The sequence below is a fragment of the Pelagibius sp. genome, from assembly GCF_965227505.1.
GTDB lineage: Bacteria > Pseudomonadota > Alphaproteobacteria > Kiloniellales > Kiloniellaceae > Pelagibius.
In genome coordinates this window covers 2,429,620-2,451,589 of sequence record NZ_OZ245757.1, presented here as the reverse complement: position 1 = coordinate 2,451,589, position 21,970 = coordinate 2,429,620, and the positions used below count along the sequence as shown (strand labels likewise).

At 67.8% G+C, this 21,970-nt stretch carries 24 protein-coding genes; 5 read left to right on the top strand and 19 right to left on the bottom strand.

Going from position 1 to position 21,970, the window contains the following annotated elements:
• Positions 1 to 131: 131 nt before the first annotated feature.
• From ACO06P_RS11665 to ftsE, 4 genes are read right to left on the bottom strand one after another with little or no spacing between them, the layout of a single operon-like run.
• Positions 132 to 881, bottom strand: a complete 750-nt coding sequence (locus tag ACO06P_RS11665; protein ID WP_420345416.1) for a lysophospholipid acyltransferase family protein — start codon at positions 879 to 881, stop codon at positions 132 to 134.
• A 24-nt stretch (positions 882 to 905) separates the two neighbouring features.
• The gene (locus ACO06P_RS11660; protein WP_420345415.1) at positions 906 to 1,556 is read right to left on the bottom strand and encodes a YdcF family protein; all 651 of its coding nucleotides are present in this window, start codon (positions 1,554 to 1,556) and stop codon (positions 906 to 908) included.
• Positions 1,556 to 2,431: a cell division protein FtsX gene (locus ACO06P_RS11655; protein ID WP_420345414.1), complete on the bottom strand. Its 876-nt coding sequence runs from the start codon at positions 2,429 to 2,431 to the stop codon at positions 1,556 to 1,558. Before ACO06P_RS11655 ends, ACO06P_RS11660 begins: the two co-directional genes overlap by 1 nt.
• Positions 2,428 to 3,174 carry a cell division ATP-binding protein FtsE gene (ftsE, locus tag ACO06P_RS11650; protein ID WP_420345413.1) on the bottom strand — a complete coding sequence of 249 codons (747 nt, stop codon included), beginning with the start codon at positions 3,172 to 3,174 and terminating at the stop codon, positions 2,428 to 2,430. The genes ACO06P_RS11655 and ftsE overlap by 4 nt, the downstream gene beginning before the upstream one ends.
• Positions 3,175 to 3,321: 147 nt before the next feature.
• Here ftsE and ACO06P_RS11645 point away from each other — a divergent pair, with 147 nt between their 5' ends.
• Together ACO06P_RS11645 and ACO06P_RS11640 are read left to right on the top strand one after the other, a co-directional pair.
• Positions 3,322 to 3,978, top strand: coding sequence for a DUF3426 domain-containing protein (locus tag ACO06P_RS11645; protein WP_420345412.1), 657 nt, complete (start codon positions 3,322 to 3,324; stop codon positions 3,976 to 3,978).
• Between the two features lie 211 nt (positions 3,979 to 4,189).
• Positions 4,190 to 4,567: a response regulator gene (locus ACO06P_RS11640; RefSeq protein ID WP_299395809.1), complete on the top strand. Its 378-nt coding sequence runs from the start codon at positions 4,190 to 4,192 to the stop codon at positions 4,565 to 4,567.
• A 269-nt stretch (positions 4,568 to 4,836) separates the two neighbouring features.
• Here the strand turns inward: ACO06P_RS11640 and ACO06P_RS11635 are convergent, their stop codons facing one another.
• The 4 genes from ACO06P_RS11635 to argH form a co-directional block, all read right to left on the bottom strand.
• Entirely contained in the window at positions 4,837 to 7,371 is a 2,535-nt protein-coding gene (locus ACO06P_RS11635) for a TIGR02302 family protein (RefSeq protein ID WP_420345411.1), read from the bottom strand.
• A gap of 304 nt (positions 7,372 to 7,675) precedes the next feature.
• Complete coding sequence (gene lysA / locus ACO06P_RS11630; protein WP_420345410.1) at positions 7,676 to 9,052, bottom strand: diaminopimelate decarboxylase; 1,377 nt, start codon at positions 9,050 to 9,052, stop codon at positions 7,676 to 7,678.
• Between the two features lie 35 nt (positions 9,053 to 9,087).
• Complete coding sequence (locus tag ACO06P_RS11625; protein ID WP_420345409.1) at positions 9,088 to 9,339, bottom strand: hypothetical protein; 252 nt, start codon at positions 9,337 to 9,339, stop codon at positions 9,088 to 9,090.
• Entirely contained in the window at positions 9,336 to 10,703 is a 1,368-nt protein-coding gene (argH, locus tag ACO06P_RS11620) for an argininosuccinate lyase (protein WP_420349624.1), read from the bottom strand. The genes ACO06P_RS11625 and argH overlap by 4 nt, the downstream gene beginning before the upstream one ends.
• Before the next feature lie 216 nt (positions 10,704 to 10,919).
• Between argH and ACO06P_RS11615 the strand changes: the two genes are divergently transcribed.
• Together ACO06P_RS11615 and ACO06P_RS11610 are read left to right on the top strand one after the other, a co-directional pair.
• Positions 10,920 to 11,519: a TlpA disulfide reductase family protein gene (locus ACO06P_RS11615; RefSeq protein ID WP_420345408.1), complete on the top strand. Its 600-nt coding sequence runs from the start codon at positions 10,920 to 10,922 to the stop codon at positions 11,517 to 11,519.
• 114 nt (positions 11,520 to 11,633) lie between these two features.
• Entirely contained in the window at positions 11,634 to 12,419 is a 786-nt protein-coding gene (locus ACO06P_RS11610; RefSeq protein WP_420345407.1) for a DUF6134 family protein, read from the top strand.
• Positions 12,420 to 12,437: 18 nt separating this feature from the next.
• Here ACO06P_RS11610 and ACO06P_RS11605 read toward each other — a convergent pair whose 3' ends face one another.
• The 10 genes from ACO06P_RS11605 to ACO06P_RS11560 form a co-directional block, all read right to left on the bottom strand.
• A complete protein-coding gene (locus tag ACO06P_RS11605) occupies positions 12,438 to 13,664 on the bottom strand; it encodes an NADH:flavin oxidoreductase/NADH oxidase family protein (protein WP_420345406.1) in 1,227 nt (408 codons plus the stop codon).
• Complete coding sequence (locus ACO06P_RS11600; protein ID WP_420345405.1) at positions 13,661 to 13,975, bottom strand: ArsR/SmtB family transcription factor; 315 nt, start codon at positions 13,973 to 13,975, stop codon at positions 13,661 to 13,663. The genes ACO06P_RS11605 and ACO06P_RS11600 overlap by 4 nt, the downstream gene beginning before the upstream one ends.
• A gap of 140 nt (positions 13,976 to 14,115) precedes the next feature.
• A complete protein-coding gene (locus tag ACO06P_RS11595; RefSeq protein WP_420345404.1) occupies positions 14,116 to 15,024 on the bottom strand; it encodes a 3-hydroxybutyryl-CoA dehydrogenase in 909 nt (302 codons plus the stop codon).
• A gap of 132 nt (positions 15,025 to 15,156) precedes the next feature.
• Positions 15,157 to 16,089 carry an FAD-binding protein gene (locus tag ACO06P_RS11590; RefSeq protein WP_420345403.1) on the bottom strand — a complete coding sequence of 311 codons (933 nt, stop codon included), beginning with the start codon at positions 16,087 to 16,089 and terminating at the stop codon, positions 15,157 to 15,159.
• A complete protein-coding gene (locus ACO06P_RS11585) occupies positions 16,089 to 16,838 on the bottom strand; it encodes an electron transfer flavoprotein subunit beta/FixA family protein (RefSeq protein WP_420345402.1) in 750 nt (249 codons plus the stop codon). Before ACO06P_RS11585 ends, ACO06P_RS11590 begins: the two co-directional genes overlap by 1 nt.
• Before the next feature lie 270 nt (positions 16,839 to 17,108).
• Complete coding sequence (locus ACO06P_RS11580; RefSeq protein ID WP_420345401.1) at positions 17,109 to 17,684, bottom strand: cob(I)yrinic acid a,c-diamide adenosyltransferase; 576 nt, start codon at positions 17,682 to 17,684, stop codon at positions 17,109 to 17,111.
• A gap of 143 nt (positions 17,685 to 17,827) precedes the next feature.
• The gene (locus ACO06P_RS11575; protein WP_420345400.1) at positions 17,828 to 18,028 is read right to left on the bottom strand and encodes a twin transmembrane helix small protein; all 201 of its coding nucleotides are present in this window, start codon (positions 18,026 to 18,028) and stop codon (positions 17,828 to 17,830) included.
• 208 nt (positions 18,029 to 18,236) lie between these two features.
• Positions 18,237 to 18,629 carry an SgcJ/EcaC family oxidoreductase gene (locus ACO06P_RS11570; RefSeq protein ID WP_420345399.1) on the bottom strand — a complete coding sequence of 131 codons (393 nt, stop codon included), beginning with the start codon at positions 18,627 to 18,629 and terminating at the stop codon, positions 18,237 to 18,239.
• 129 nt (positions 18,630 to 18,758) lie between these two features.
• Positions 18,759 to 19,388 carry a LysE family translocator gene (locus ACO06P_RS11565; RefSeq protein WP_420345398.1) on the bottom strand — a complete coding sequence of 210 codons (630 nt, stop codon included), beginning with the start codon at positions 19,386 to 19,388 and terminating at the stop codon, positions 18,759 to 18,761.
• Between the two features lie 317 nt (positions 19,389 to 19,705).
• Positions 19,706 to 20,125: a GNAT family N-acetyltransferase gene (locus tag ACO06P_RS11560; protein ID WP_420345397.1), complete on the bottom strand. Its 420-nt coding sequence runs from the start codon at positions 20,123 to 20,125 to the stop codon at positions 19,706 to 19,708.
• A gap of 191 nt (positions 20,126 to 20,316) precedes the next feature.
• Between ACO06P_RS11560 and ACO06P_RS11555 the strand changes: the two genes are divergently transcribed.
• Positions 20,317 to 20,955, top strand: coding sequence for a VOC family protein (locus ACO06P_RS11555; RefSeq protein ID WP_420345396.1), 639 nt, complete (start codon positions 20,317 to 20,319; stop codon positions 20,953 to 20,955).
• 55 nt (positions 20,956 to 21,010) lie between these two features.
• Here ACO06P_RS11555 and ACO06P_RS11550 read toward each other — a convergent pair whose 3' ends face one another.
• Positions 21,011 to 21,904: a LysR substrate-binding domain-containing protein gene (locus tag ACO06P_RS11550; protein WP_420345395.1), complete on the bottom strand. Its 894-nt coding sequence runs from the start codon at positions 21,902 to 21,904 to the stop codon at positions 21,011 to 21,013.
• Positions 21,905 to 21,970: the final 66 nt, after the last annotated feature.

Below are 21,970 nucleotides of genomic sequence, written 5' to 3'. Positions count from 1 at the left end.
GAGGAGAAACCGGTCAACGGGCTTCATCCGGTGCTCCGCCTTCCGATTCGCCGCCTGAGCTGGGCTTGGCAAGGGGAGAATCAGATAAAACGACCGGCGCCCCGGCAGCTGTCCACAGCTTTGCGCACAAGCTAACCGGCTTGCTTCAGCGGCCCCTCTGCACTCCTATGAGTTGCGATTTCCGCCAGCTCCCGGCTTCGTCCTTCAACCGCCGCTTCCAGCCGTTGCAGGAAGGCCTTGCGGTTCAATCCCGGTTCGATGGCGGGCAGGAATTCCAGGGTGATCCGGCCCGGCTGCTTGACGAAGCTGCGGCGCCCCCAGAAGAGCCCGGAGTTCAGGGCGACAGGAATCACGGGCACGTTCAATTGCCCATAGAGGGCCGCGACGCCGGGATGATAGGGGCGCTGCTGACCGGGGGCGACGCGCGTGCCTTCCGGAAAGATCACGATCGGACGGCCCTGGGCGGCGACCTGCTTGGCCTGGGCCACCATCTTGCGCAGGGCCTTGCTGCCGCCGGCGCGGTCGACCGGCACCAGGCCGGCGCGGACCAGGTATTGCCCGAAGACCGGGATCCAGGTGAGCTCCTGCTTCAGCACGAAGCTGTGGTCCCAGAGCAGCAATGAATAGATCAGCGTATCCCAGGCGGACTGATGCTTGGAGGCGACCAGAAAAGCGCCCTGCGGCAGGTTCTCCCGGCCACGGATGTCGTAGCGCAGGTCACAGAGCAGCGCGAGGGCCCCCATGATCCCGCGCACCCAGAAGCGCCCGAGATGATAGAGCCCGCTGCGCGGTCCCAGCATCAGCGGCAGTCCCAGAATCAGCACGACGCTGGTCCAGAGATAGAAGAAGACGTTGAACAGGAAGGAGCGCAGCTTGGTCATGGTGACTTGGTCAGGGCAGCTTGGTCAGGGCAGCGCGGCGACGATGCGGTCGAACCAGCCCCGCGCGACGGCGACAAGGTATTTGCTGTACTCGGTGACGAGGAGCGAGGAACTGCCGGGCCAGAGCCACCAGTCATCGTGCTTGAAGGGCTCGGGAAAGACCGGGTGAGGCAGGATCTTGGTTTCCGGCATGCGGCGGCGGAATTCCAGGAGCGAACGCGGCATATGGTAGTTCGCGGTGACGAGGCGCAGCGAGCGCGCGTTCTGCGCCGCAATCCAGTCCGCCGTTTCGATGGCGTTGCCGCGGGTGTTGTCGGCCTCGTAGCCCAGAAAGACGCAGCAGGAGAGTTCCTCCGGCGACTGCTGGGAAAGTGCGAGGAGCTGGCGCACGTCGACGCCGCGGTAAACGCCGGAGACGAAGAGTTTGTCGGCCTTTTGCTCGGCCAGCAGGCCGAGCGCGATGTTCAGCCGGTCGCTGCCGCCGGTCAGGACCACGATGGCATCGGTGCGGCTGTTCGTGTCGGCCACTGCGGTGGGCAGCAGCGTTGCAAACCACAGCAGGCCCGCGCCCCAGGCCAGGACGGCGATCAGGAGCATCACCAGAAGACTGCGCAGGCGGCGCAGGCCGCGGCGGAGCGGCGAAGTCCGGTCTTTACTGATTGAACGCAAGCGCATCAGGGCATTCTAGCCAGGGTGCGCAAGACTGTAATCCGCGCTGTCGTCATGGCCACCAGGGCCGAGGCCACGGGCAGCAGAACCAGCAGCGACCACTCGTGGGGCAGAAGCTGCATCTCCGGCAGCAGACCGCTGTCGACCTGCCGCAGCAGGTGGCGCCCGAGATAGAGGGTCGGCAGGGCGCAGAGCAGGCCGATCAGGCCGCCGCGCAGGCCAAGGCTGAGAGCGTGCCCCTGAAACTGGCGCGCAACGTAGGAATCCTGCGCCCCGATCAGATGCAGCACCTCGATGGCCTGCTCGTGGGCGGCCAGGCCCATGCGGGTGACGAAGGCGACCATGATGGCCGCGGCCAGGACCACCAGCGCGACCACCACGATGGCCATGGCCTCGATCGCCCAGGTCAGGTCCAGCAGGTGGCCCAGCCAGCGCTGGTGGTCGTCCACCAGACTGCCCGGCGCAACCGCCAGCACCGCGCGGCGCAGGGCGTTCAGGTCAGGCGGGTTGTCGGCGTCCACGGTCACCGCGATCAGCCCCGGCAGCGGCAGGTCCGCAGTCAGGCCCGCGTCGCCAAGCCAGGGCTCCAGCAGCGCGGCAATATCCTGGGTATCGAGCCTCTCCACCGCGGTCACGCCCGCCGTGTCGCGCAGCAAGGCGACGACCGCTTCCGCCGCCGGATCGCCGTCGGCGCCGGCCGCCGGAAGCTGTATGGTCACGGCGCCGCTCAGCCCGCTGTCCCAACGGGCGGCAAGCTTGCTGGCCACCATGGCTCCGGCCAGGGCGAGGGCGGCCAGGTAGACCATGATGGCGACCAGCAGCGGCAGATAGCGCCCCGTGGCATCGCGGTCCAGCGGCACGGCCTGGCGGCGGCGTCTCATGAACGGTCCTGACCGGCCGCGGCGGCCGTGGGCCCGGCGGCAGACGAGTCTGCGCTGCGGTCCGCGACCTTGGCGTCCGATGTTTCCTTGGTGGGGGCAATCATGCCGCCGCTCAGGCGCGTCACCGGATGGGGAAAGCGGTCGACCAGCGACTCGTTGTGCGTGGCGATGACCACGGTGGTGCCGATCTTGTTCAGCTCCTCGAAGAGATAGAGCAGGCGCACCGCCATGCGGTCGTCCAGGTTGCCGGTCGGCTCGTCGGCCAGCAGCAGGTTCGGCCGGCCGATGACCGCACGGGCGATGGCGACGCGCTGCTGCTGGCCGCCGGACAGCGTCGGCGGCAGGGCATCCATGTGGTCGGCCAGACCGACCCAGGTCAGCAGTTCCTCGACGTCCTTGTCGCTGCGGCCGTGGGCCTGGCCGCTGATCTGCAGGGGCAGGGCCACGTTTTCGCGCGCGGTCAGGTGGTCGAGCAGGCGGAAGTCCTGGAAAACGACTCCGATTCGCCGGCGCAGCAAAGCCGTTTCGGGGCGCGACAGTTCGGTGACGTCGCGCCCGAAAAGCGTCACCCGCCCGGCGCTGGGATGCTGGGCCAGATACATCATGCGCAGCAGCGACGACTTGCCGGCGCCGCTGGCGCCGACCAGGAAGTGATAGGATCCAGGGTCGAACTGCAGGGAGATATGCTTCAGGATCTCCGGCCCAGTGCCATAGCGCAGCGCGACGTCCTCGAAGCGAACCAAACTCGGATTCCCCTTTGCGGAAGCCTGAATCGAAAATGGCATAGGCAAGTCAGTCCCGTAAAGGTTCCTGCTGATGCCTTGCTTTGATTATACCCCGACCATATAAGGTTATCGGATTACCTGCCTTTGGGGGGCAGCCGGCCGTTCATGATTGTTACCTGTCCAGCCTGTGAAAGCCGCTTCGCCGTTGAGCGAGAGCAACTCGGCTACGACGGGCGAATCGTGCGCTGCGGCAAATGCGGCAACTGCTGGCATCAGATGCCGGAGGAGGAGGCGCCCGCCGCGGCGCCGGAACCCGCCGAACCGCCGCCGCCGCCACCACCGCCCCCCCGGCGGCGCCCCGCGCCCGCCAAATCCAAGGCCAGAAACAGCGCCGGTCTGGGTTGGCTCGCCCTTTTGCTTGTGCTGGTGGCGCTGCTCGCCGGGGCCTGGTTCGGGCGCGATCAGATCGTCGCCCAGTTCCCGCAGTTCGAAACGCTCTATGCCGCTTTGGGCATTCCGGTGACCGCGGCGGGACCGACCCTGGAACTGCGGGTCGGCGAGCCGCGGGTGACCCAGCGCGACGGCGACAGCATCATCCTGCTCAGCGGTTCGGTGACCAACATCACGACGCGCAAGCAGACGGTCCCCAAGCTGCGCGCCCGGCTGACCGACAAGGACGGCGAGGTTCTCAGGGAATGGGAATTCGAAGCCCCCAGGACCGAGCTGGACGCCGGCGCGGCGGTGGACTTCGCGACCGAGACGGTCAATCCGCCGAGCGAAGGTCAGAACCTGACGATCACCTTCGTCCGCGACGGCGAATAGCCGCCCTTCGCGGCACCTCCGATCCCGCTTCATTAAGGCTTGTTTAACTACGCGGTGGCAGTTTGGCGAAGAGGCCGTGTTGGGTGTATGGCCGGCGCCGGCAGCGTCACGCAGACGCGGTCATCAGCCGGGCCCTTTCACGGAAACGCCTGGAAAGCCGGAGCCTCAGGGCGCCTGCCCGTGACAAGAAGCCGTTGGAGACCGTTACACCATGGCGCATATTCTGGTCGCCGAAGACGACACCGCAGTTCAGAGTTTTGTCAGCCGCGCCCTTGCCCACCGCGGTCACAAGGTGACTTCGGTCGAGGACGGTGTGCAGGCGCTGGAAGCGCTTGGCGGTTCCAGTTTCGATCTGCTGATCACCGACATCGTGATGCCCAGCCTCGACGGCATCGGTTTGGCCCTGAAGGTCGCCAAGGACTATCCCAGCATGCCGGTGCTTCTGATGACCGGCTATTCGGCTGAACGCCAGCGTGCGCACAACCTCGAAGAGCTGATCTGCGAGGTGATCACAAAGCCCTTCACGCTGCTCGAGATCTGCGAGGCCGCGGAGGCTGCGCTGTCCAGCGAGCCCATGACCTGCCACTAGGCGGTCTCTGGCCTCTTGTCCGGGGCCTTTTGTCCCTGGCCTGCGGCGAAACGGTTCGCCCTCAAAACCGACAACACGGTCCAAGCCTGCTGAGAGCCGCTTCCGAGCGGTTTCTCATCCTTTGAGACACACGCCTTTGGCGTGCTCCTCAGGATGAGGTCCCGGAACGGCGAACAGAACGATCCGTCTGCTCGGGAGGCGGCCCCAAACACAGACCGGGCCGCCGTCTCGAAGCATGCAGTGGCCGCCTTGAGGGCGCCGGGATGCGTCTAGAACCGCTTCAGCAGACGGTCGATGTATTCCAGTTCCTCGGCAGGCCGGTTGCGCTCACCGCGCCGCCGCCGCAGTTCGTCGACGATCTCGCGGCTGCGCTGCAGTTCCATCTCCTCGGGAATCTGCACCCCTTCGTTGGAGAAGGCCTCGCCCGCCGGCCGGTTGTTGTCGCGTCCCAGCGGGTCGCGGCCGTTGGGCCCGAAGCGGCCGGAGACGCTGCCCTCGCCGGTCTCGCCGGGCTGGTTGGCGAACATCTCCATGAAGCGGTCCAGGGTGGCCTGCATGCCCTGCTGCAGCTGGTCCAGGGAGCGGGTCTGCGGCGGCACCGCCTGACCGGGCTGTTGGCTGTTGAGCGCATCGCGGGCATCGCGCATCTCACGCTCCGCCCGGCCCAGCGGGCGTGGAATGTCGCCCATGACATCTCCCAGCTGGCGCATCAGTTCGCCCAGGCTGCGGCGCAGGGCCTCCTGGCGCTGGGCATCGGTCAGGTCGGCGCTTTGCTGGCCCTGTTGTCCCTGTTGCCCTTGCTGACCCTGTTGCCCCTGCTGGCCTTGCTGCCCCTGCTGCCCCTGCTGCCCCTGTTGCTGACGGCCGTTCTGGGAGCGCTCGAAGCTGCGGTCCAGCAGGTCGCGCTGTTCGCGCATCATGTTTTCCAGGTTCTCCATCATGCGCGAGGCGTCCTGCATGTCCTGGTTCATCTGTCCGGCATAGGGATTGGCGGTCAGGTTCTCCAGCATTTCGCGCAGTTGGGAAAGCAGCTCGCGCGCCGCGTCGCGGGCGCCCGACTGGGCCAGTTCGCGGGCCTGGTCGATCATGCTCTGCAGGTCCTGGCGGTCGAGCAGCTGTGCGTTCGGCGGCAGTTCCTGTTCGCCCGGCTGCTCGCCCCTGGCCATCTGCTCGCGCATCTGCTCGGCCAGTTCGTCGAGGAAGTTGTTGAGCGCAGCCTGCAGCTCGTCGATCAGGCGCTGGATTTCCTCGTCGCCGGCATCGCGGGCCAGCGCATCCATCAGGGCCTGCTGGGCATCGCGCAGCGCGCGTTCCGCGATTGCCAGCTCGCCTTCCTCGATGCGCAGGGCCGTATCCCAGAGCAACTGCTGCACCTCGGCGATCGCTTCCGAAGAGGGATCGTAGATCAGCCGCCGCTCAGCCGAGCGGATCGCCAAAGCGACGACCATATCGTGGAAGAAGTGCTCCGGGCGCTCGTAGAGGCCGCTGAGAGCCTGGACGATCGGCAGGCGCGAGTCGGGCTTCAGGGTCAGCTGCTTGCGCAGCTCGACCAGGGCCCGGGCGACGGGGTGGTTGAAGATCCGCTCCGGCAACACGGTGCGCAGGCTCTCGCTGCGCCCCTCCTGGCCCGGATGGTCGCGCGCGATCAGCTGGATCTCGACGGCGAGGCCGGCCCAGGGGTGCGGCGTCAGATCGCGATAGGTCGTCGCGGCGGTGGACTTCGGCGCGGCCCCGGGCACCACCAGTTCGATCTCGATCGGGGGCTCCTCGGGTTTGTCGATGCGCCTGACCTCCGCCCTTGCGGCAACGACGCCATAGTCGTCCTCGGCCTGATAGGCCAGGCGCAGGGCAGCGCGCTCGCTGCGCCCCGGCGCCGATTCGAAGACGATGCTGGGCGGTGTATCGGGCACCAGCTCCAGCGGCCACTCCGCAAGGCTGCGGCTGCCCTGGCGGATCGCCAGGCTGGAGCCTTCGGTCAAGCTGTGCTCCAGGCGATAGGCTTCCTGGGCGAAGGGCTCGAAAGGCTGGGTGCTCTCGTCGATCCGCAGGTCCGGCAGCGTGCTGCCCCCCTGTACCTGGGCCAGCAGCACGCTGCCGCTCGGCACGCGCAGGCTCTGCTCGTTGCCCTGCCCGTCACTGCCTTCGGCATCCAGATAGAGCGGTGCCAGACCGGTGTAGGTCGGCGGGTTGATCCAGGCGTCGAGGCTGGGCGGCAGTGTCGGCTCGCCCTTGAACTGCGGCGTCATGGCGCTGGCCAGACGCGTCGTCACGTTGCCGTCGGAGGTCGCAAAGCCGACGAAGATCAAGAGCAGCACGAGGCCGCGCATGGCCCAGGGATCGAGACCGGCCAGTCCGGGCCGCGGCAGCAGGACGCGCAGACCTGTCAGACGGCCGATGGCGCGCCGTTGGTGCGCGCGCCACAGGGCCTTGGACTCGACATCGGTGAGCCCGGTCATCATGCGGTCGTCCAGCGCCGTCAGGGGCCGGTGGGAGAGGTCGCTGTCCCGCTCCAGCCGGCGCTTGCCTGCGGCCTCGTCGGGCAGTGCCACTGCGGTGGCGGCGCGCCAGAGGGCATAGCCGAGCGCGGCCAGGAAGCCGGCGAGGATGGCGCTGTGCAGCCATGCCGGCAGGGCCGGCAGAACACCGAGCAGGGCGAGGGCCAGAAACAGCCCGCAGATGCCCAGCACCGGCCAGGCCGCGCGCCAGATTGTCTCCCAGGCCACGGCGCCGCGCGCCAGGCGCAGCAAAACGCCGAAGCGCCGCATCGTGCGCTCGGCGTTGCGGCGCTCCTCCGCGCGACTCATTCTGGCGGACCAACGGTCCCGGTTCGGGTTCCTGTTCTTGGCAGGCTCGTTCCGTTTGCCGGGGTCATGGGCGGGGTCATGGGCGGGGTCATGGGCGGGGTCATGGGCGGGGTCATGGGAACGACGGGTGGACGTCCCGCCGGAGTTGCCGCTGGAGCTACCGCTGGAGTTACTGGGCCAACTCGAGGTCATCGTCCCTCCTGTCCTTTCGTCCCCCCAGCTCTGTGCTCCCCCCGCCTTGTCCCCCGGACTCCTGTCCGGGGTGCAGTGCCCGGGCCTCTGGCCCCTTTGCCTTTCCTACGGCCTAACCGGCGCTGCGGATCGGCTGTGCCGGCGCGGCATGGCGCAGGGCCCGCGCCGGCGACGCCTGATCTGTCGGCTGGGCGGCCCCGTCGCTCAGCCAGTCCGGCAGGCGGTCCTGCCCGATCATTGTGTCATAGTTCATGCGCTCGCGCACCACCGCAAAGCGTCCGCCTCGGACCAGCACTTCCGGGGGCAGCGGGCGCGAATTGTAGGTCGAGGCCATCACAAAGCTGTAGGCCCCGGCCGAACTGAACACCAGCAGATCGCCCTTGGCCAGCGGCGGCAGCGGGCGTTGCTTGGCGAAGGTGTCGGTGGATTCGCAGACCGGCCCGACGACGTCGACCGGCTGCAGGGCCGTGCCCTCCGGCGCCGCCTTCACCGGCAGGATCTCGTGCCAGGCATCGTAGAGGGAGGGGCGGATCAGGTCGTTCATCGCTGCATCGACGATCACGAAGCGGCGCGTGTCGCTGTCCTTCACGTAGAGCACGCGGGTCACCAGAAGCCCGGCATTGCCGACCAGCAGGCGTCCGGGTTCGAACACCAGGTCCGCATCCAGGCCGTCCACCAGCCCGTGCACCATCGCCGCGTAGGTCTGCATCCGCTCCTCGGTCTCCGCGAACTGCGCCTGCAGGTCGTGCTTGTAGCTGATGCCGATGCCGCCGCCCAGGTCGACGCGGCGCAGCGGCAGTCCCGCGGCGCGCAGCTCGTGATAGAGGGCGATGAGGCGCTGGAAAGCCGTGCGGTAGGGCGCGATATCGGTCAGCTGCGAGCCGATGTGCACCGCCAGCCCTTCGAAGCGGATGCCCGGCATGCTCTTGACGGTGCGCAGATAATCCCGGGCCGCGCCCGCGTCGATGCCGAACTTGCTGTCGGCGCGTCCGGTCGTGATCTTGTCCAGGGTGCCCGCGTCAACGTCCGGGTTGACCCGCACCGCAACAGGAGCGGTGGTGCCGCGCTGGCTGGCGACCTGGGACAGCAGTTCCAGTTCGGCCAGCGATTCGACATTGAACTGCAGGATCCCGGCGTCCAGTCCCGCGATCATCTCCGCCGCGGTCTTGCCGACGCCGGCGAAGACGATTTTTTCGGTGGGCACGCCTGCCGCCATGGCCCGCCGCAGCTCGCCCTCGGAAACCACATCGGCCCCTGCGCCGAGGTCCGCGAAGGTCTTGATCACCGCCTGGTTGGAATTGGCCTTCAGTGCGTAGCAGATGGTCGCCGGCAAGCCCGCCAGGGCGGCCGCGAAGCTGCGGTAGCCGTGCTCCAGGGCATCGCCCGAGTAGCAGTAGAAGGGCGTTCCGATTTCTTCCGCCAGGCGATCGAGCGCGACCTCGGAGGCGTGCAGGCCGCCGTCGCGATAGGCAAAGAAGGTGTTGTCCATAAACGGGCCCTCGGCGTTCCCGACGCTGCTGCCGGCTAGTAGGTCGTGGTTTCGGTGCGGTCGTCTTCGAAGATCGTGAAGAGTCCGCGGGTTTCCCGGGGGTCCTCGCCCGCGGGCGGCGGCCCGACCGTTTCGGGCGCCGGATAGGGCTGCGGGTAGGTATAGGCAGCTTCCTCGCCGACGGGCGGCTTGGGCGAGCCCTTCTTGCCGCAGGCGGCCAGGCCGCCCGCAAGCGCAAGGCCCGCGGCAGCCAGAATCAAGGCACGGCGACGGCGGCCAACAATCATAAGAAGCGCTCCCTTGCTGCGGCAACGGCGCGGCGCACCGCTTCCGGGGCCGTACCGCCCTCACTGTTGCGGCTTGCGACCGCCTTTTCAACGCCTAAGACCTCGAAAACCTCGTCGCCGATGCGCGGCTCGACCTCCTGCATGGCCGCCAGCGGCAGTTCGGCCAGGCTGCAGCCGCGCTCCTCGGCCAGCCGCACGATGCTGCCGGTCACGTGGTGGGCCTGCCGAAAGGGCAGGTCCAGGCGGCGCACCAGCCAGTCGGCCAGGTCCGTTGCGGTGATGAAGCCGTGATCGGTGGCCTGGCGCAGTTCCGCGCGCCGGGCGCGCAGGTCGCGCACCATCCCGGTCATCGCGGTGACGCAGAGTTCAAGGGTGTCGGCGGCGTCGAACAGCGGTTCCTTGTCTTCCTGCATGTCCTTGCCGTAGGTCATCGGCAGGCCCTTCATGACCGTCAACAGGCTGTTGAGCGCCCCGATCACCCGTCCGGCCTTGCCGCGGATCAGTTCGGCCGCATCCGGATTGCGCTTCTGCGGCATGATCGAAGAGCCGGTTGTGAAGGCATCGGACAGCTCGACGAAGCGGAACCCGGCCGAGCACCAGAGCACCAGTTCCTCGGCGAAGCGCGAGAGGTGCAGCGCCAGGATCGACCCGGCGGCGATGAACTCCAGCACGTAGTCGCGGTCGGCGACGGCGTCCATCGAGTTGGCCATGGGCCGCTCGAAGCCGAGCGCGCGGGCGGTCGCCATGCGGTTGATGGGAAAGGAGGTGCCGGCCAGCGCGGCCGCCCCCAGGGGCGATTCGTTGAGCCGCTGTCGGCAGTCGGCAAGGCGGGCGCGGTCGCGGCCCAGCATCTCCACATAGGCCATCAGGTGATGGCCGAAAGTGACCGGCTGGGCGGCCTGGAGGTGGGTGTAGCCGGGCATGATGGTCTCGGCCTCGCGCTCGGCCTGGTCGATCAGCGCGGCCTGCAGGTCGCGCAGGGCGGGGTCCAGGCGGTCGATGGCGTCGCGGGTCCAGAGCCGCACATCCAGCGCCACCTGGTCGTTGCGCGAGCGCGCGGTATGCAGGCGGCCGGCGGCCTCGCCGATCAATTCCCGCAGGCGCGCTTCGATGTTCATGTGGATGTCTTCGAGGCTGGCCTTGAAGACGAAGCGGCCTTCCTCGATCTCTGACAGGATCGTGTCTAGACCCGAGAGGATCGCGGCCCCATCTTCGGAGGAGATGATCGACTGGTCCACCAGCATGGCGCAGTGGGCCTTGGAGCCGGCGATGTCCTGGGCGTAAAGCCGCTGATCGAAGGAAATGGAAGCGTTGATCTGTTCCATCACCTCAGCCGGACCGGCGGCGAAGCGGGCGCCCCACATGGCGTTGGCGCCCGCGTCATCCCGGGCATTCGCGGTCCCGGGCTCCGATCCCTCTTGCGCGCCGGCCTTGGCGGCCAGATTTTGTGTCTTAGCAGTCATCCGCCTTCAGGAGGCCTCTTGAACGATGATCATAAACAACGGGGTTAGGGCATCGCCATGATCCACGACCGGAGAAGTCTCGGGCTGAGAGGCCTCTGGCCGCGGGCGGGGCGCTTCATGCGAAGAGCCCTTGCGGCCGTCGTGCTCGCAGTCCTTGCCGTGGCCTTTGTGATTTACCCGGACCTGGTCAAGGCATCCAGCGAAGCGCCGTCGGCCCTGAAGGGCCCCTTCGTGGAGAACCTTACCTTCTGGGACCCGCCGTTGCCAGCGCCGAGCACGGCCTTTGAGACCCTGGACGGAAGCCCCCTGGCGCTCCAGGAGTTCAAGGGAGAGGTGATTCTGGTGAACTTCTGGGCCACCTGGTGTGCCCCCTGTATCCGGGAGATGCCGGGCCTGGAGCGCCTGCACCAGGCCTTCGAGGACCAGGGCTTTCTGGTGATGGCGGTCTCCGAGGATCGCGGCGGGGCCGCGCAGGTGGTGCCCTTTCTGGACCGCCTGGGGCTGAAGGATCTGCCGATTTTTCTGGACCAGTCGGGGGAGCGGCGGGGCGCGCTGGCCCGGGCGTTCAGCCTCAATGGCCTGCCGGCGACCTTTCTGATCGACCGCAGCGGCCAGGTGGTGGCCGGGATGACCGGCCCGGCCGAGTGGGATTCGCCGGAGGCCATGGAGCTGATTCGCCACTATCTGGCCCAGCCCGCGCAAGGATCTAAAACCTAAGGTAGAGATAGCCGAGAATTTTCCCAGATTGCACGGAAAGCTTGTGGTGCCCTGCGGCCCTGGCCAAGATAGAGCATGCCGCCGATCCAGGCCGCCAGGGTCAGGAGGGTCTACATGCGCAGCAGTGTTCAGCGTCCTTCCCGGTACCGCGCCACAGCCGCAGGGGCGCAGCCGGACGTCTCGCGGGAAAGCCTGCCGTTTTCGAAAGCCCTGATTTCGAGAGTCCTGGCTTCGAAAGTCCTGGCTTCGAACGTCCTGCAGCGCCGGTCCCGCCTGAGCCGGCGGTTCGGACTGGCCGCGCTCCTGTTCGGTGTGCTTGCCTCCGCCGCCGCGCTGGCCCAGGAACGCCTTGTGTTCGACGTGCTGCGCGACGGCGAGTCGATCGGCAGCCACCACCTCGAGTTCGAGCGCGAGGACGAGGCGCTGAAGGTCTCGGTCGAGACGGCGCTGGCGGTCAAGGTGGCCTTCATCACCGTCTCGCGCTACGAACACAAACGCGTCGAACGCTGGCGCAACGGACTGTTGCTGTCCCTGGCCGGGATGACCAACGACGACGGCCAGGAGACCGAGCTTTCCATCGTCCTGAAGGACAAGGAGTACACCCGCACGGTGAACGGCCAGGACGAACAGCTGGCCGCGCCGATCGGCGTCGCCAGCCTGTGGTCCAAGGACGTTCTCTCCGGCGGCAAGCTGCTGTCGCCGGAAAAGGACGAGGTGTATCGGGTGCGCGCCGACCTGCTGGGCCGCGAGGTGATCAAGCTGGAGAGCGGCGAAATCGAGGCGGAGCACTACCGCCTCAGCGGACAGCTGTCCCGCGATCTTTGGTACGATCCCGACGGCCGGCTGGTTCAGATCCGCTACGAGGACGACGGCTCCGTCTTCGAGTTCGTGCGCCGCTAAGGCGTGGTGATCGTTGCATCAGCAGGACGCCGCCGCGCGGGCTGCCAGCAGTCGGGCGGTGGAAGACGCAATGCGGCCCAGATAGCGTTCATGGCCTGTGGTGATCGGCAGGCCCGCTTCCGCCTTTCCCTCGGTACCCTGCAGCGCCAACTGATGGCAGAACCAGTTCAGCACGGCACCGCGCGGCAGTGCCTCCGCCGGCGGGAAATCGCGCTCGGGCGCGGGGGCCGCGGCGATGTCTCCGGCGAGCAGTTTCCTCGGAAATGCAGGATCGAGAATGAAGGGGCGGCCCATGCCGATCAGGTCGGTTGCGTCTTCTGAGAGGGCCTGGCGCATCACCGCGGCTGAGCGGAAACCGCCGGTGACCATGACCGGGATGCCGAGCGCCTTTTTGATGTCGCGGGCGTAATCCAGGAAATAGGCCTCGCGCGCCGCCGTACTCGGCTTTCCGGCCTTGTGCTGGTAGGCGACGGGTGTCTCGAAGGTGCCGCCGGAGATCTCCAGAAAGTCCACGCCCTCCCGCTCCAGCATCCGCGCGGTTTCGATGCTCTCCTCGGGGGTGAAGCCGCCCTTCTGGAAGTCCGAGGAATTGAGCTTCGCGGCCACCACGAAGTCCGCTCCGCCTGCCGCGCGCACAGCGCGGATAACCTCGCGCAGCAGGCGGCTGCGGTTGACCAGGGAACCGCCCCAGCGGTCCTTCCTCGTATTGATGCGCGGCGACAGCGCGGAACTGAGCAGGTAGCCGTGGGCGCCATGAACTTCCACCCCGTCGAAGCCGGCCGTCCGCGCCAGCCGGGCCGCCGTTGCAAAGCGCAGGATGATTGCCTGCAGTTCGTCCTCGCTGGCCATCCTCGGGGCGCCGTAACCGGGCAGCTCCAGCGCCGTGTCGGAGATCGACAGTGGCCGATCGTTGAGCGCCTCAGGGGTCTGCCGCCCGCTGTGGGCGATCTGAACCAGCGCCAGGGCGCCGCCGCTCTTGGCCGCCGCTGCCAGGCGCCGGGTCTTTTCCGGGTCGCTTCTTTCGTCGAGGACGACGTTGGCGGCGTGCTCCAGGTGGTTGCGGTCGACCGGCGTGTTGCCGGTGATCAGCAGGGCAGCCCCGCTCTGGCCCCAGCGCTTGTAGAGGGCGAGCATCCCCTCCGTCGGGTCGTTCCGGGCATCGGCCAGAGCCTCCGACATCGCGGACTTCACAATGCGGTTCTCCAGGCGCGCGCCGTTGGGCAGCCTCAAGGGTCGGTCGATCATGGCTGTGCCCTGGTGAGGGCGTCCCGGAAGGCTTCGGCGAAGGCCGCAATCGCAGCCTCGTCGCGGCGGTAGAAGGTCCACTGCCCATGGCGTTCGGAGACCACGAGGCCGGCCTGTTTCAAAAGCGCCATGTAGCCGGAAATCGTGGACTGGGAGAGACCGGCCTTTTCCTGGATGTAGCCGACGCAAACACCGTCCACCCCGGCATGCTCGGGCAGGGCGGGGGGAAAGTTCGCACGATCCTTAAGCCAGTCGAGGATCTGACGGCGGACCGGGTTGTTCAGGGCCGTGAGGCCGGCTTGTAAATCCATATATCGAGATATAGCGATATAGCGGCATGAGTCAAGAGCTGAAAGCGCCCTCAGGCCGGAGGTTCGCGGAAGGTCATGGCGGCGGGTGGGGGTGGCGGGTTTCCCGGTCTGCTATCCTGCGGCCCGGCGCCGCCGCCCGGTTAGCGGGTCGGGACCGGTTCGTCGCCGGAGTAGTCGTAGAAGCCGCGCCCGGCCTTCTTGCCCAGCCAGCCGGCCTCGACGTACTTCACCAGCAGCGGGCAGGGCCGGTACTTGGTGTCGGCCAGGCCGTCGTAGAGCACGTGCATGATCGCCAGGCAGGTGTCGAGGCCGATGAAATCGGCCAGTTCCAGCGGCCCCATGGGGTGGTTGGCGCCCAGGCGCATGGCGGTGTCGATGGACTTCACCGAGCCGACGCCCTCGTACAGGGTGTAGACCGCCTCGTTGATCATCGGCAGCAGGATGCGGTTGACGATGAAGGCGGGGAAGTCCTCTGCCGAGGCGGTGGTCTTGCCAAGCTTCTCGGCCAGCATGCGCACCGTCTCGAAGGTCGCCTCGTCGGTGGCAATGCCGCGGATCAGCTCGACGAGCTGCATCAGCGGTACCGGATTCATGAAGTGCATGCCCATGAAGCGCGACGGCCGGTCGGTCACCGAGGCAAGGCGGGTGATGGAGATCGACGAGGTGTTGGTGCAGATGATCGCCTGCGGCTTGATCATCGGGCAGAGCGCCTTGAAGATCTCGCGCTTGACCTCTTCGTTCTCGCTGGCGGCTTCGATCACCAGGTCGCTGTCGCCGAACATCTCCAGGCCGCCGCCGGGGGCGATGCGCGCGAGGGCGGCGTCCTTCTCGGCGGCCTCGATCTTGCCGCGCTTCACCTGGCGGTCCATGTTGCGCGCGATAACGTCGAGGGCGGCCTTGGCCTGGTCCTCGGAAATGTCCGCGAGCTTCACGTCATAGCCCGCCAGGGCGCAGACATGGGCGATGCCCGAGCCCATCTGGCCGGCGCCGATCACGCCCACCGCCTTCACGTCCATCGGGCCTTCGGCCGCCGCTTCTTGATCTGCCATCAGTTCCAACTTAGCCCGTCCTCAATGCCTGATCCGGTTCATGGTGTTTGCGGCCCGTAACCCGGTCTTGCGCCGGACCTGCGCCGGCGTCCTGCCGGCGCCCTTGTGTGTTGCCGTGGTGCAGGGCCCGCTTCAGCCCAGTTCCTTTTCCAGCTCCGGCACCGCCTGGAAGAGGTCTGCCACCAGGCCGTAGTCGGCGACCTGGAAGATCGGCGCCTCTTCGTCCTTGTTGATGGCGACGATGACCTTGGAGTCCTTCATGCCTGCCAGGTGCTGGATGGCCCCGGAGATGCCGATGGCCACATAGAGGTCCGGCGCCACGACCTTGCCGGTCTGGCCGACCTGGTAGTCGTTGGGCACGAAACCCGCATCGACGGCGGCACGCGAGGCGCCGACGGCGGCGCCCAGCTTGTCGGCGACCCGCTCCAGCATGGCGAAGTTCTCGCCCGACTGCATGCCGCGGCCGCCGGAAATGACGATCCCGGCGGTGGTCAGCTCCGGCCGCTCCGACTTGGTGAGTTCCTGGCCCTTGAAGCTGGAGAGGCCGGCATCGCCGGCGCCGTCGACCGCTTCCACCGCGGCCGAGCCGCCTTCGGCCGCCGCGGCGTCGAAAGTGGTGGCGCGGATGGTCAGCACCTTGACGGCGTCGCCCGACTTCACGGTGGCCAGCGCATTGCCAGCGTAGATCGGGCGCACGAAGGTGTCTTCGGCTTCGATGGCGGAGATGTCGGAGACCTGCTGCACGTCCAACAGCGCCGCGGCGCGCGGCATAACATTCTTGCCAAAGGTCGTGGCGGCGGCGATCACGTGGCTGTAGCCGGCGGCGAGCTTGGCCACCAGGGGGGCCAGGTTCTCCGCCAGGCCGTGACCGTAGGCGGCATCGTCGGCCTTCAGGACCTTGTCGACCCCGGCCACCTTGGCGGCGGCCTCCGCGGCCCCGTCGCAGCCGGTGCCGGCGACCAGAACATGGGTTTCGCCGGGCAGCTGGCCGGCGGCGGTGACGGCGTTGAGCGTTGCGGGCTTCAGGCCTGCGTTGTCGTGCTCGGCGACGATCAGCGTCGACATCAGATCACCTTCGCTTCGTTGCGCAGTTTTTCCACCAGCTCGGCGACCGAGCCCACCTTGACGCCGGCCTGGCGGGCCGGCGGCTCGTTCACGGCCACCACGGTCAGGCGCGGGCTGACATCGATGCCCAGGTCCGCCGGGGTCATGGTGTCGATGGGCTTTTTCTTCGCCTTCATGATGTTGGGCAGCGAGGCGTAGCGCGGCTCGTTCAGGCGCAGGTCGGTGGTCACCACCGCCGGCAGCTTGATGTCCAGCATCTCCAGGCCGCCGTCGACCTCGCGGGTGATGGCGAAGGTGCCGTCGGCCTTTTCGATCTTGGAGATGAAGGTGCCCTGCGGCCAGCCCAAGAGCGCGGCCAGCATCTGGCCGGTCTGGTTGTTGTCGTTGTCGACCGCCTGCTTGCCGAGGATCACCAGTTCCGGGCTTTCCTTCTCGACCACCGCCTTCAGCAGCTTGGCGACGGCCAGCGGCTCAGGATCGGCATCGCACTGGATCAGAATGCCGCGGTCGGCGCCCATGGCGAGGCCCGTGCGCAGGGTCTCCTGCGCCTGGGCCAGGCCGGCGGAGACCACGATGACCTCGCTGGCCGTGCCCGCCTCTTTCAGGCGCACGGCCTCTTCGACGGCGATTTCGCAAAACGGATTCATCGCCATCTTGACGTTGGCGGTTTCCACCCCGCTGTGGTCCGGCTTCACGCGGACCTTCACGTTGGCGTCGATGACGCGCTTGATCGGTACGAGTACTTTCATCGCAAGTCTGCGACCTACCTCTCGGCTAGGAAATGTCAACGAGTCCGGCAGCGGGGTTGCCTAAAGATGCCCCCGAGGCAAGTCCCTGGGCAAGGCCCGGAAGCCGGACGGACGAACGCATACGGTACTATCTCGCGGTCGCACAATAGGAGTCCGGCAGGGGAGTGTCAACGTCGCGACGGGCGTCCGCCAGGGCGCGTTTGCCCCGGATTTCCGCCGATAAAGCGGCGATGAGCCGGCGATGACCCGGCGACGAATAGACGACTCGGTCTAGCGGTTCGCGCCGGGCACCCAGAGCACGTCGCCGGCGCCCTTGTCGTTGACGTAGCGGCTCATGACGAAGAGCAGGTCGGAGAGACGGTTGATGTAGCGGATCGCCTCCGGGTTGATCGCCTCGGCCTCCGCCAGCGCGGTGATTTCGCGCTCCGCCCGCCGCGCCACCGTACGGGCCTGATGCAGGAAGGCGGCGGCCGGCGAACCGCCCGGCAGCACGAAGGAATTGAGCGGTTGGAGATCGGCGTTCAGGCGGTCGATTTCGCCTTCCAGCCGGTCCACCTGCGGCGCGGTGATGCGCAGCGGCGGGTACTCCGGGTTCTCCACCTCCGGCGTCGCGAGATCGGCGCCCAGGTCGAAGAGGTCGTTCTGTACCCGCACGAGGATGGCGTCGACCTCCTTGTCGGGGAGATCCTGCGTGTGCAGGCGCGCCAGGCCGACGGCGGCGTTGGCCTCGTCCACCGTGCCGTAGGCGGCGACGCGCTGGTGATGCTTGGCGACGCGCTGGCCGGAGCCGAGCGCCGTCTTTCCCTTGTCGCCGCCCTTGGTGTAGATGCGGGTGAGCTTCACCATGTGCTGAACTCTTTAGGGTTTTGAAGGTCTACGGGGCCGGCCCGCTCCCCCTCCCGGCCACCCAGCGCCAGTATCCTATGGGTGGCCGGGAGGGGGAGCGGGCTGGAACCGCCCTGATACAAATCGAGTCCGCCCTCCGGACTTCAGTCCTGGGCGCCGGCCAGCACGGCCAGCGCGAAGAGGGCCAGGGCAACCCCCTGGGCGATGACCCGGGCGCGCATCAGCTTGTTGCCGTACTTGGCATTGAAGTCGCCGCCGCGGGCCATGCCGATGATGCCGGTTGCCAGAACCGCCAGGGTGATCAGCATGGCGATGAGAATGAGAACGAAGAAAAACCCTTTCATGCGTGAGACCATAGACCCGCGCCGGGGCACGGGGCCAGCGAAAACCCGCCTGCGGCAGTTTGTCGCGCGCCCTTCGAGACGCGGCCCTTCGGACCGCTCCTCAGGGTGAGGCATTCATTCCGCTCCTCATCCTGAGGAGGCTCCCACTGAGTGCAACGCGGGCCGTCCCGAAGGATGACGCCCCTGGCTTTGCCAGGACCGAATGCCCTCAGCGCCGGCTCTTCTCGGTGTTTTGCGCGGCGCGGATGCGCCAGCCCTCTTCGTCGCGTTGCAGCACGAAGGTCATCACCCCGCGCGAGCGCCCGCTCTCTGCCGGGGACGCCGGGACGGTGAGGCGCCAGTCGACGTGGGCCAGGGCGATGTCCGGCGCCAGCATTTCCAGCGACCGCAGCTCGCCCTCCAGCAGCGATTGGGCGTAGGGCCCGGCGTGGGCGGCGCGGTGGCGCCGGGCGATGGTCGTCCGGTCGCGCCACCACATGCCGTAGACGTTGACGAAGTCCGCCTTGTCGCGGAACAGGCCCTCCAGCGCCGTCATGTCGTGGGCGTTCCAGGCGTCCTGAAAGGCCGCCACCACGGCCTCGGGCGTTTGCAAGGCGGTCATCCTCCTTGGTGACGCTCCCCCTTCGAGATGCGGCCCTGCGGATCGCCCCTCAGGGTGAGGCCTTTGTTCCTCTCCTCATCCTGAGGAGGCCTGTATAAGGCCGTCTCGAAGGATGACCCGCCGTGCTCTCTACCGCCGCGCCAGCGCCAGGCCAACGCCGGTGCCGATCAGCAGCGTGCCGGTGATGCCGTGGCGGATGCGGTTGGCCCGCGCCGAGACGAAGAAGCGCCGGACACGGCTGGCCAGGACGGCATAGAGCCCGTCCAGCGTGGTGGCGATGATCACGAAGGCGATGGACATGGCCAGCAGCTGCGGGCCCGCCGCCAGCGCCGGGTCGATGAACTGCGGGAAGAAGGCGGCGTAGAACAGGATGGTCTTGGGGTTGGTGATGGCCACCAGCACGCCCTGGCCGAAGACCCCCTTGTGGGACTTCATGGGAGCCGCTTCGCCCTGCGCCCCGGCGGTGAAGACCGCGCGCCACTGCTTGATGCCGAGATAGAGCAGGTAGGCGACGCCGGCCCAGCGCAGCACCTCGAAGAGGCCGGCGGCGACGGCCAGCAGGGTGGTCAGGCCCAGCGCCCCGGCCGCCACCAGGATGGCGTTGCCGCTGCTCGCCCCGGCCACCGTCGCCAGCCCGGTGCGCTGCCCGTAGGCCAGCGAGTTGGCGATCACCAGGGTGACGATGGGCCCCGGCATCAGGATCAGCACGGCGGTGGCGAAGAGATAGGCGGCGAAGAGCTCCGGATTGACGGCAAGCATGGGTCTTGTTTCCTGCGTTCAGCGCGGCTTTCACCGGAAGCAAAGACAGGAAGCCGAAAGGATGTACAGCCTTATCTGGGCAAGCGGGCGCGGCTGAAGGGAAAGTGGGCAGGCATCGCGCCCGTGGCTCACCCCCACCCCAACCCTCCCCCATCAAGGGGGAGAGGGACGTTGTTGCGGTGCCCCAGGGAATCCCCTCCCCCCTTGATGGGGGGAGGTCGGGAGGGGGGTGACTGCCTCTCAGCCGCAAGCCCTCCGCCGCTGTTCTTCCTCTCTCCCCGCCTCGCTTCTCATCCGCGCTTGGACATCGTCGTCCGTCACGCCTCGGCCGGCAGGGCGAACTTCATGCCGTAGCCGACGCGGGCGAAGCCGAAGCGCTCGTAGAAAGGGCCGTTCACCGGGTTCTGGTCCCAGGCGAAGAGCCCGACGGACTGAAAGGACTGCCGTTCCAGGTGGCCGACGATGCGCCGCATGACCGCGCTGCCGATCCCCCGGCCCTGGTAAAGCGGATGCACGGCGACGTCGTAGACCATGCACATCACCCCGTCCTCCAGGATGCGGCCCATGCCGACCAGTCTTGCGTCCTCCCAGGCCGTGACCAGCAGAGAGGAGCGCGCGCAGATCTTCGCCCAGGCGGCCTCGCCGCGCCGGCCCCAGCCGACCGCCTCGATCAGGCCGTCGAGCGGTCCGGCGGGAACGGGGTTGTCGGTCGAAAAGCGGATGCCGTCGCTGCTCATACCGATTCCTTCTGCGTGGTGCCACCGTAGATGCCCAGCATAGACAGAAAGCCCAACGAGGGGGGCGGTGGTCTGCCTCACGGCACAGAGCGGCCTTTGCTTTTCCCGGCAGGGTTGGCTCATATGAAATCCCCGCCACATAGGCAGCCCAACCACATCAATAGCCCGGACGCCGCAGGAGTGCTCCCCCCGTGCTGACGCTTGACCACCTCACCGTGATTGCTCCGACCCTGGCCGAGGGGGTGGCGCATGTCCGCGATTGCCTCGGCCTCGAGGTGCCCTTCGGCACGCGCCACGACTACATGGGCACCCACAATCACCGGCTTCAGCTCGGCGGCAGAGTCTATCTGGAGATCGTCGCCCGCGACCCGGAGGGCGTCGATCCCGGCCGGGCGCGCTGGTTCGGCGTGGACGACCCGGAGCAGGTCCGGGCGGACTGGGACGAGGGCCGGCGCCTGCGCGGCTGGGTCGCGGCGACGGAGGACATCGGGTCCCTTGTCTGCGCCCAGGGCACGGTCTTCGGCGAGCGGGTTGCCCTGCCGCCCGCCACCCCGGCCTTCGACTTCGCCATTCCGGCGGATGGCTCGCTGCCCCTCGACGGCGCGGCCCCCTCGCTCATCGACCACCGCGGCGACCCGACGTCCATGGCCGAGATCCCCGACCTCGGCGCGCGCCTCCTCTCGCTCACCCTGGAGCATCCGGACCCTGCCGCCGTCGAGATGCTGTACCGCGCCCTCGCCGTCGACCGCCCGCCCGCGGTCGTGCAGGGCCCCCGGCTCCGCTACCGCGCCCAGATCGAGACGCCGGACGGCGTGAAGGCGCTGACCTGAAGCCGCTGCGGTCTCCGCGAAGAGACCGGTGTCACATGGCCGCAATGAGCCCGCACTATCCGTTCGCGGGGTCGCCGCGAGACTCCGTCTTCGGGCTTCCGCCCAGAAACGCCGCGCGGATCGCGGACTTCATCGTGGCCAACGGGGCGCCGCCCGGCGCCGTGCCGCCCGCCATCACGAGCTTGGAGGTCGGCGTCGGCGCAAAGCCGTAGGTCTGATCCACGACCGTCAGGCCGGCGTGAAGCGATGACCGGCCCAGGAGCCCGACGGCGATGCCCGCCTCGACCGCGGCGAGCACACCCGACACGCTCTGGCTGGAGTAGACGATGCGGTAGGGCCCGCCGCGCGCGTCCAGGGATCTGACGGCTTCGTCCCGCCACCAGCAGGCGTGATCGAACAAGGCCACCGGCAGTGTCGCGGCCGTGGAGAAGTCCTGGCCGAGGGCGGACAGCCAGCAGGTCGGGTCTTCGCTCAGCAGTTCTTCGCCCGCCTGCAGCGCCTCGACTTCGTAGATGGCGAGATCGAGGTCGCCTTTTTTCAAGGCCTCGGGGAAGCCGGTGCTGAGGGCGCAGGTCACCTCAAGCTCGACCTGCGGATGCCGCTGCGCGAAGGCGGCGATGATCCTGGTGAGCTTTGTCCGGCCATGATCGTCGGGAATGGCCAGCCTGATCTTGCCGGCGACGGTGCTGTCGGAAAGCGCGCGCAGCGCCGTGTCGAGACGGGCCGTGACGTCCCGGGCGACGGGCAGCAGGCGGCGCCCGGCCTCGCTCAGCGCGACGCCCCGCCCGTGCCGCTCGAACACCGGCTGTCCGACAATGGCCTCGAGCCGCCGGATCTGGACGCTGGTTGCGGACTGTGAGCGGTGAATCCGTTCCGCCCCCTCGGTGACGCTGCCGGCCTGCGCCACGGCGAGGAAGGTGCGCAGCAGGTCGCTATCCAGGTTGTCCATTCACGCACCTGATATTCATGTTTCCGATAGCTGGTATAAATATCATTCGTTTCATGTATGTCTGAC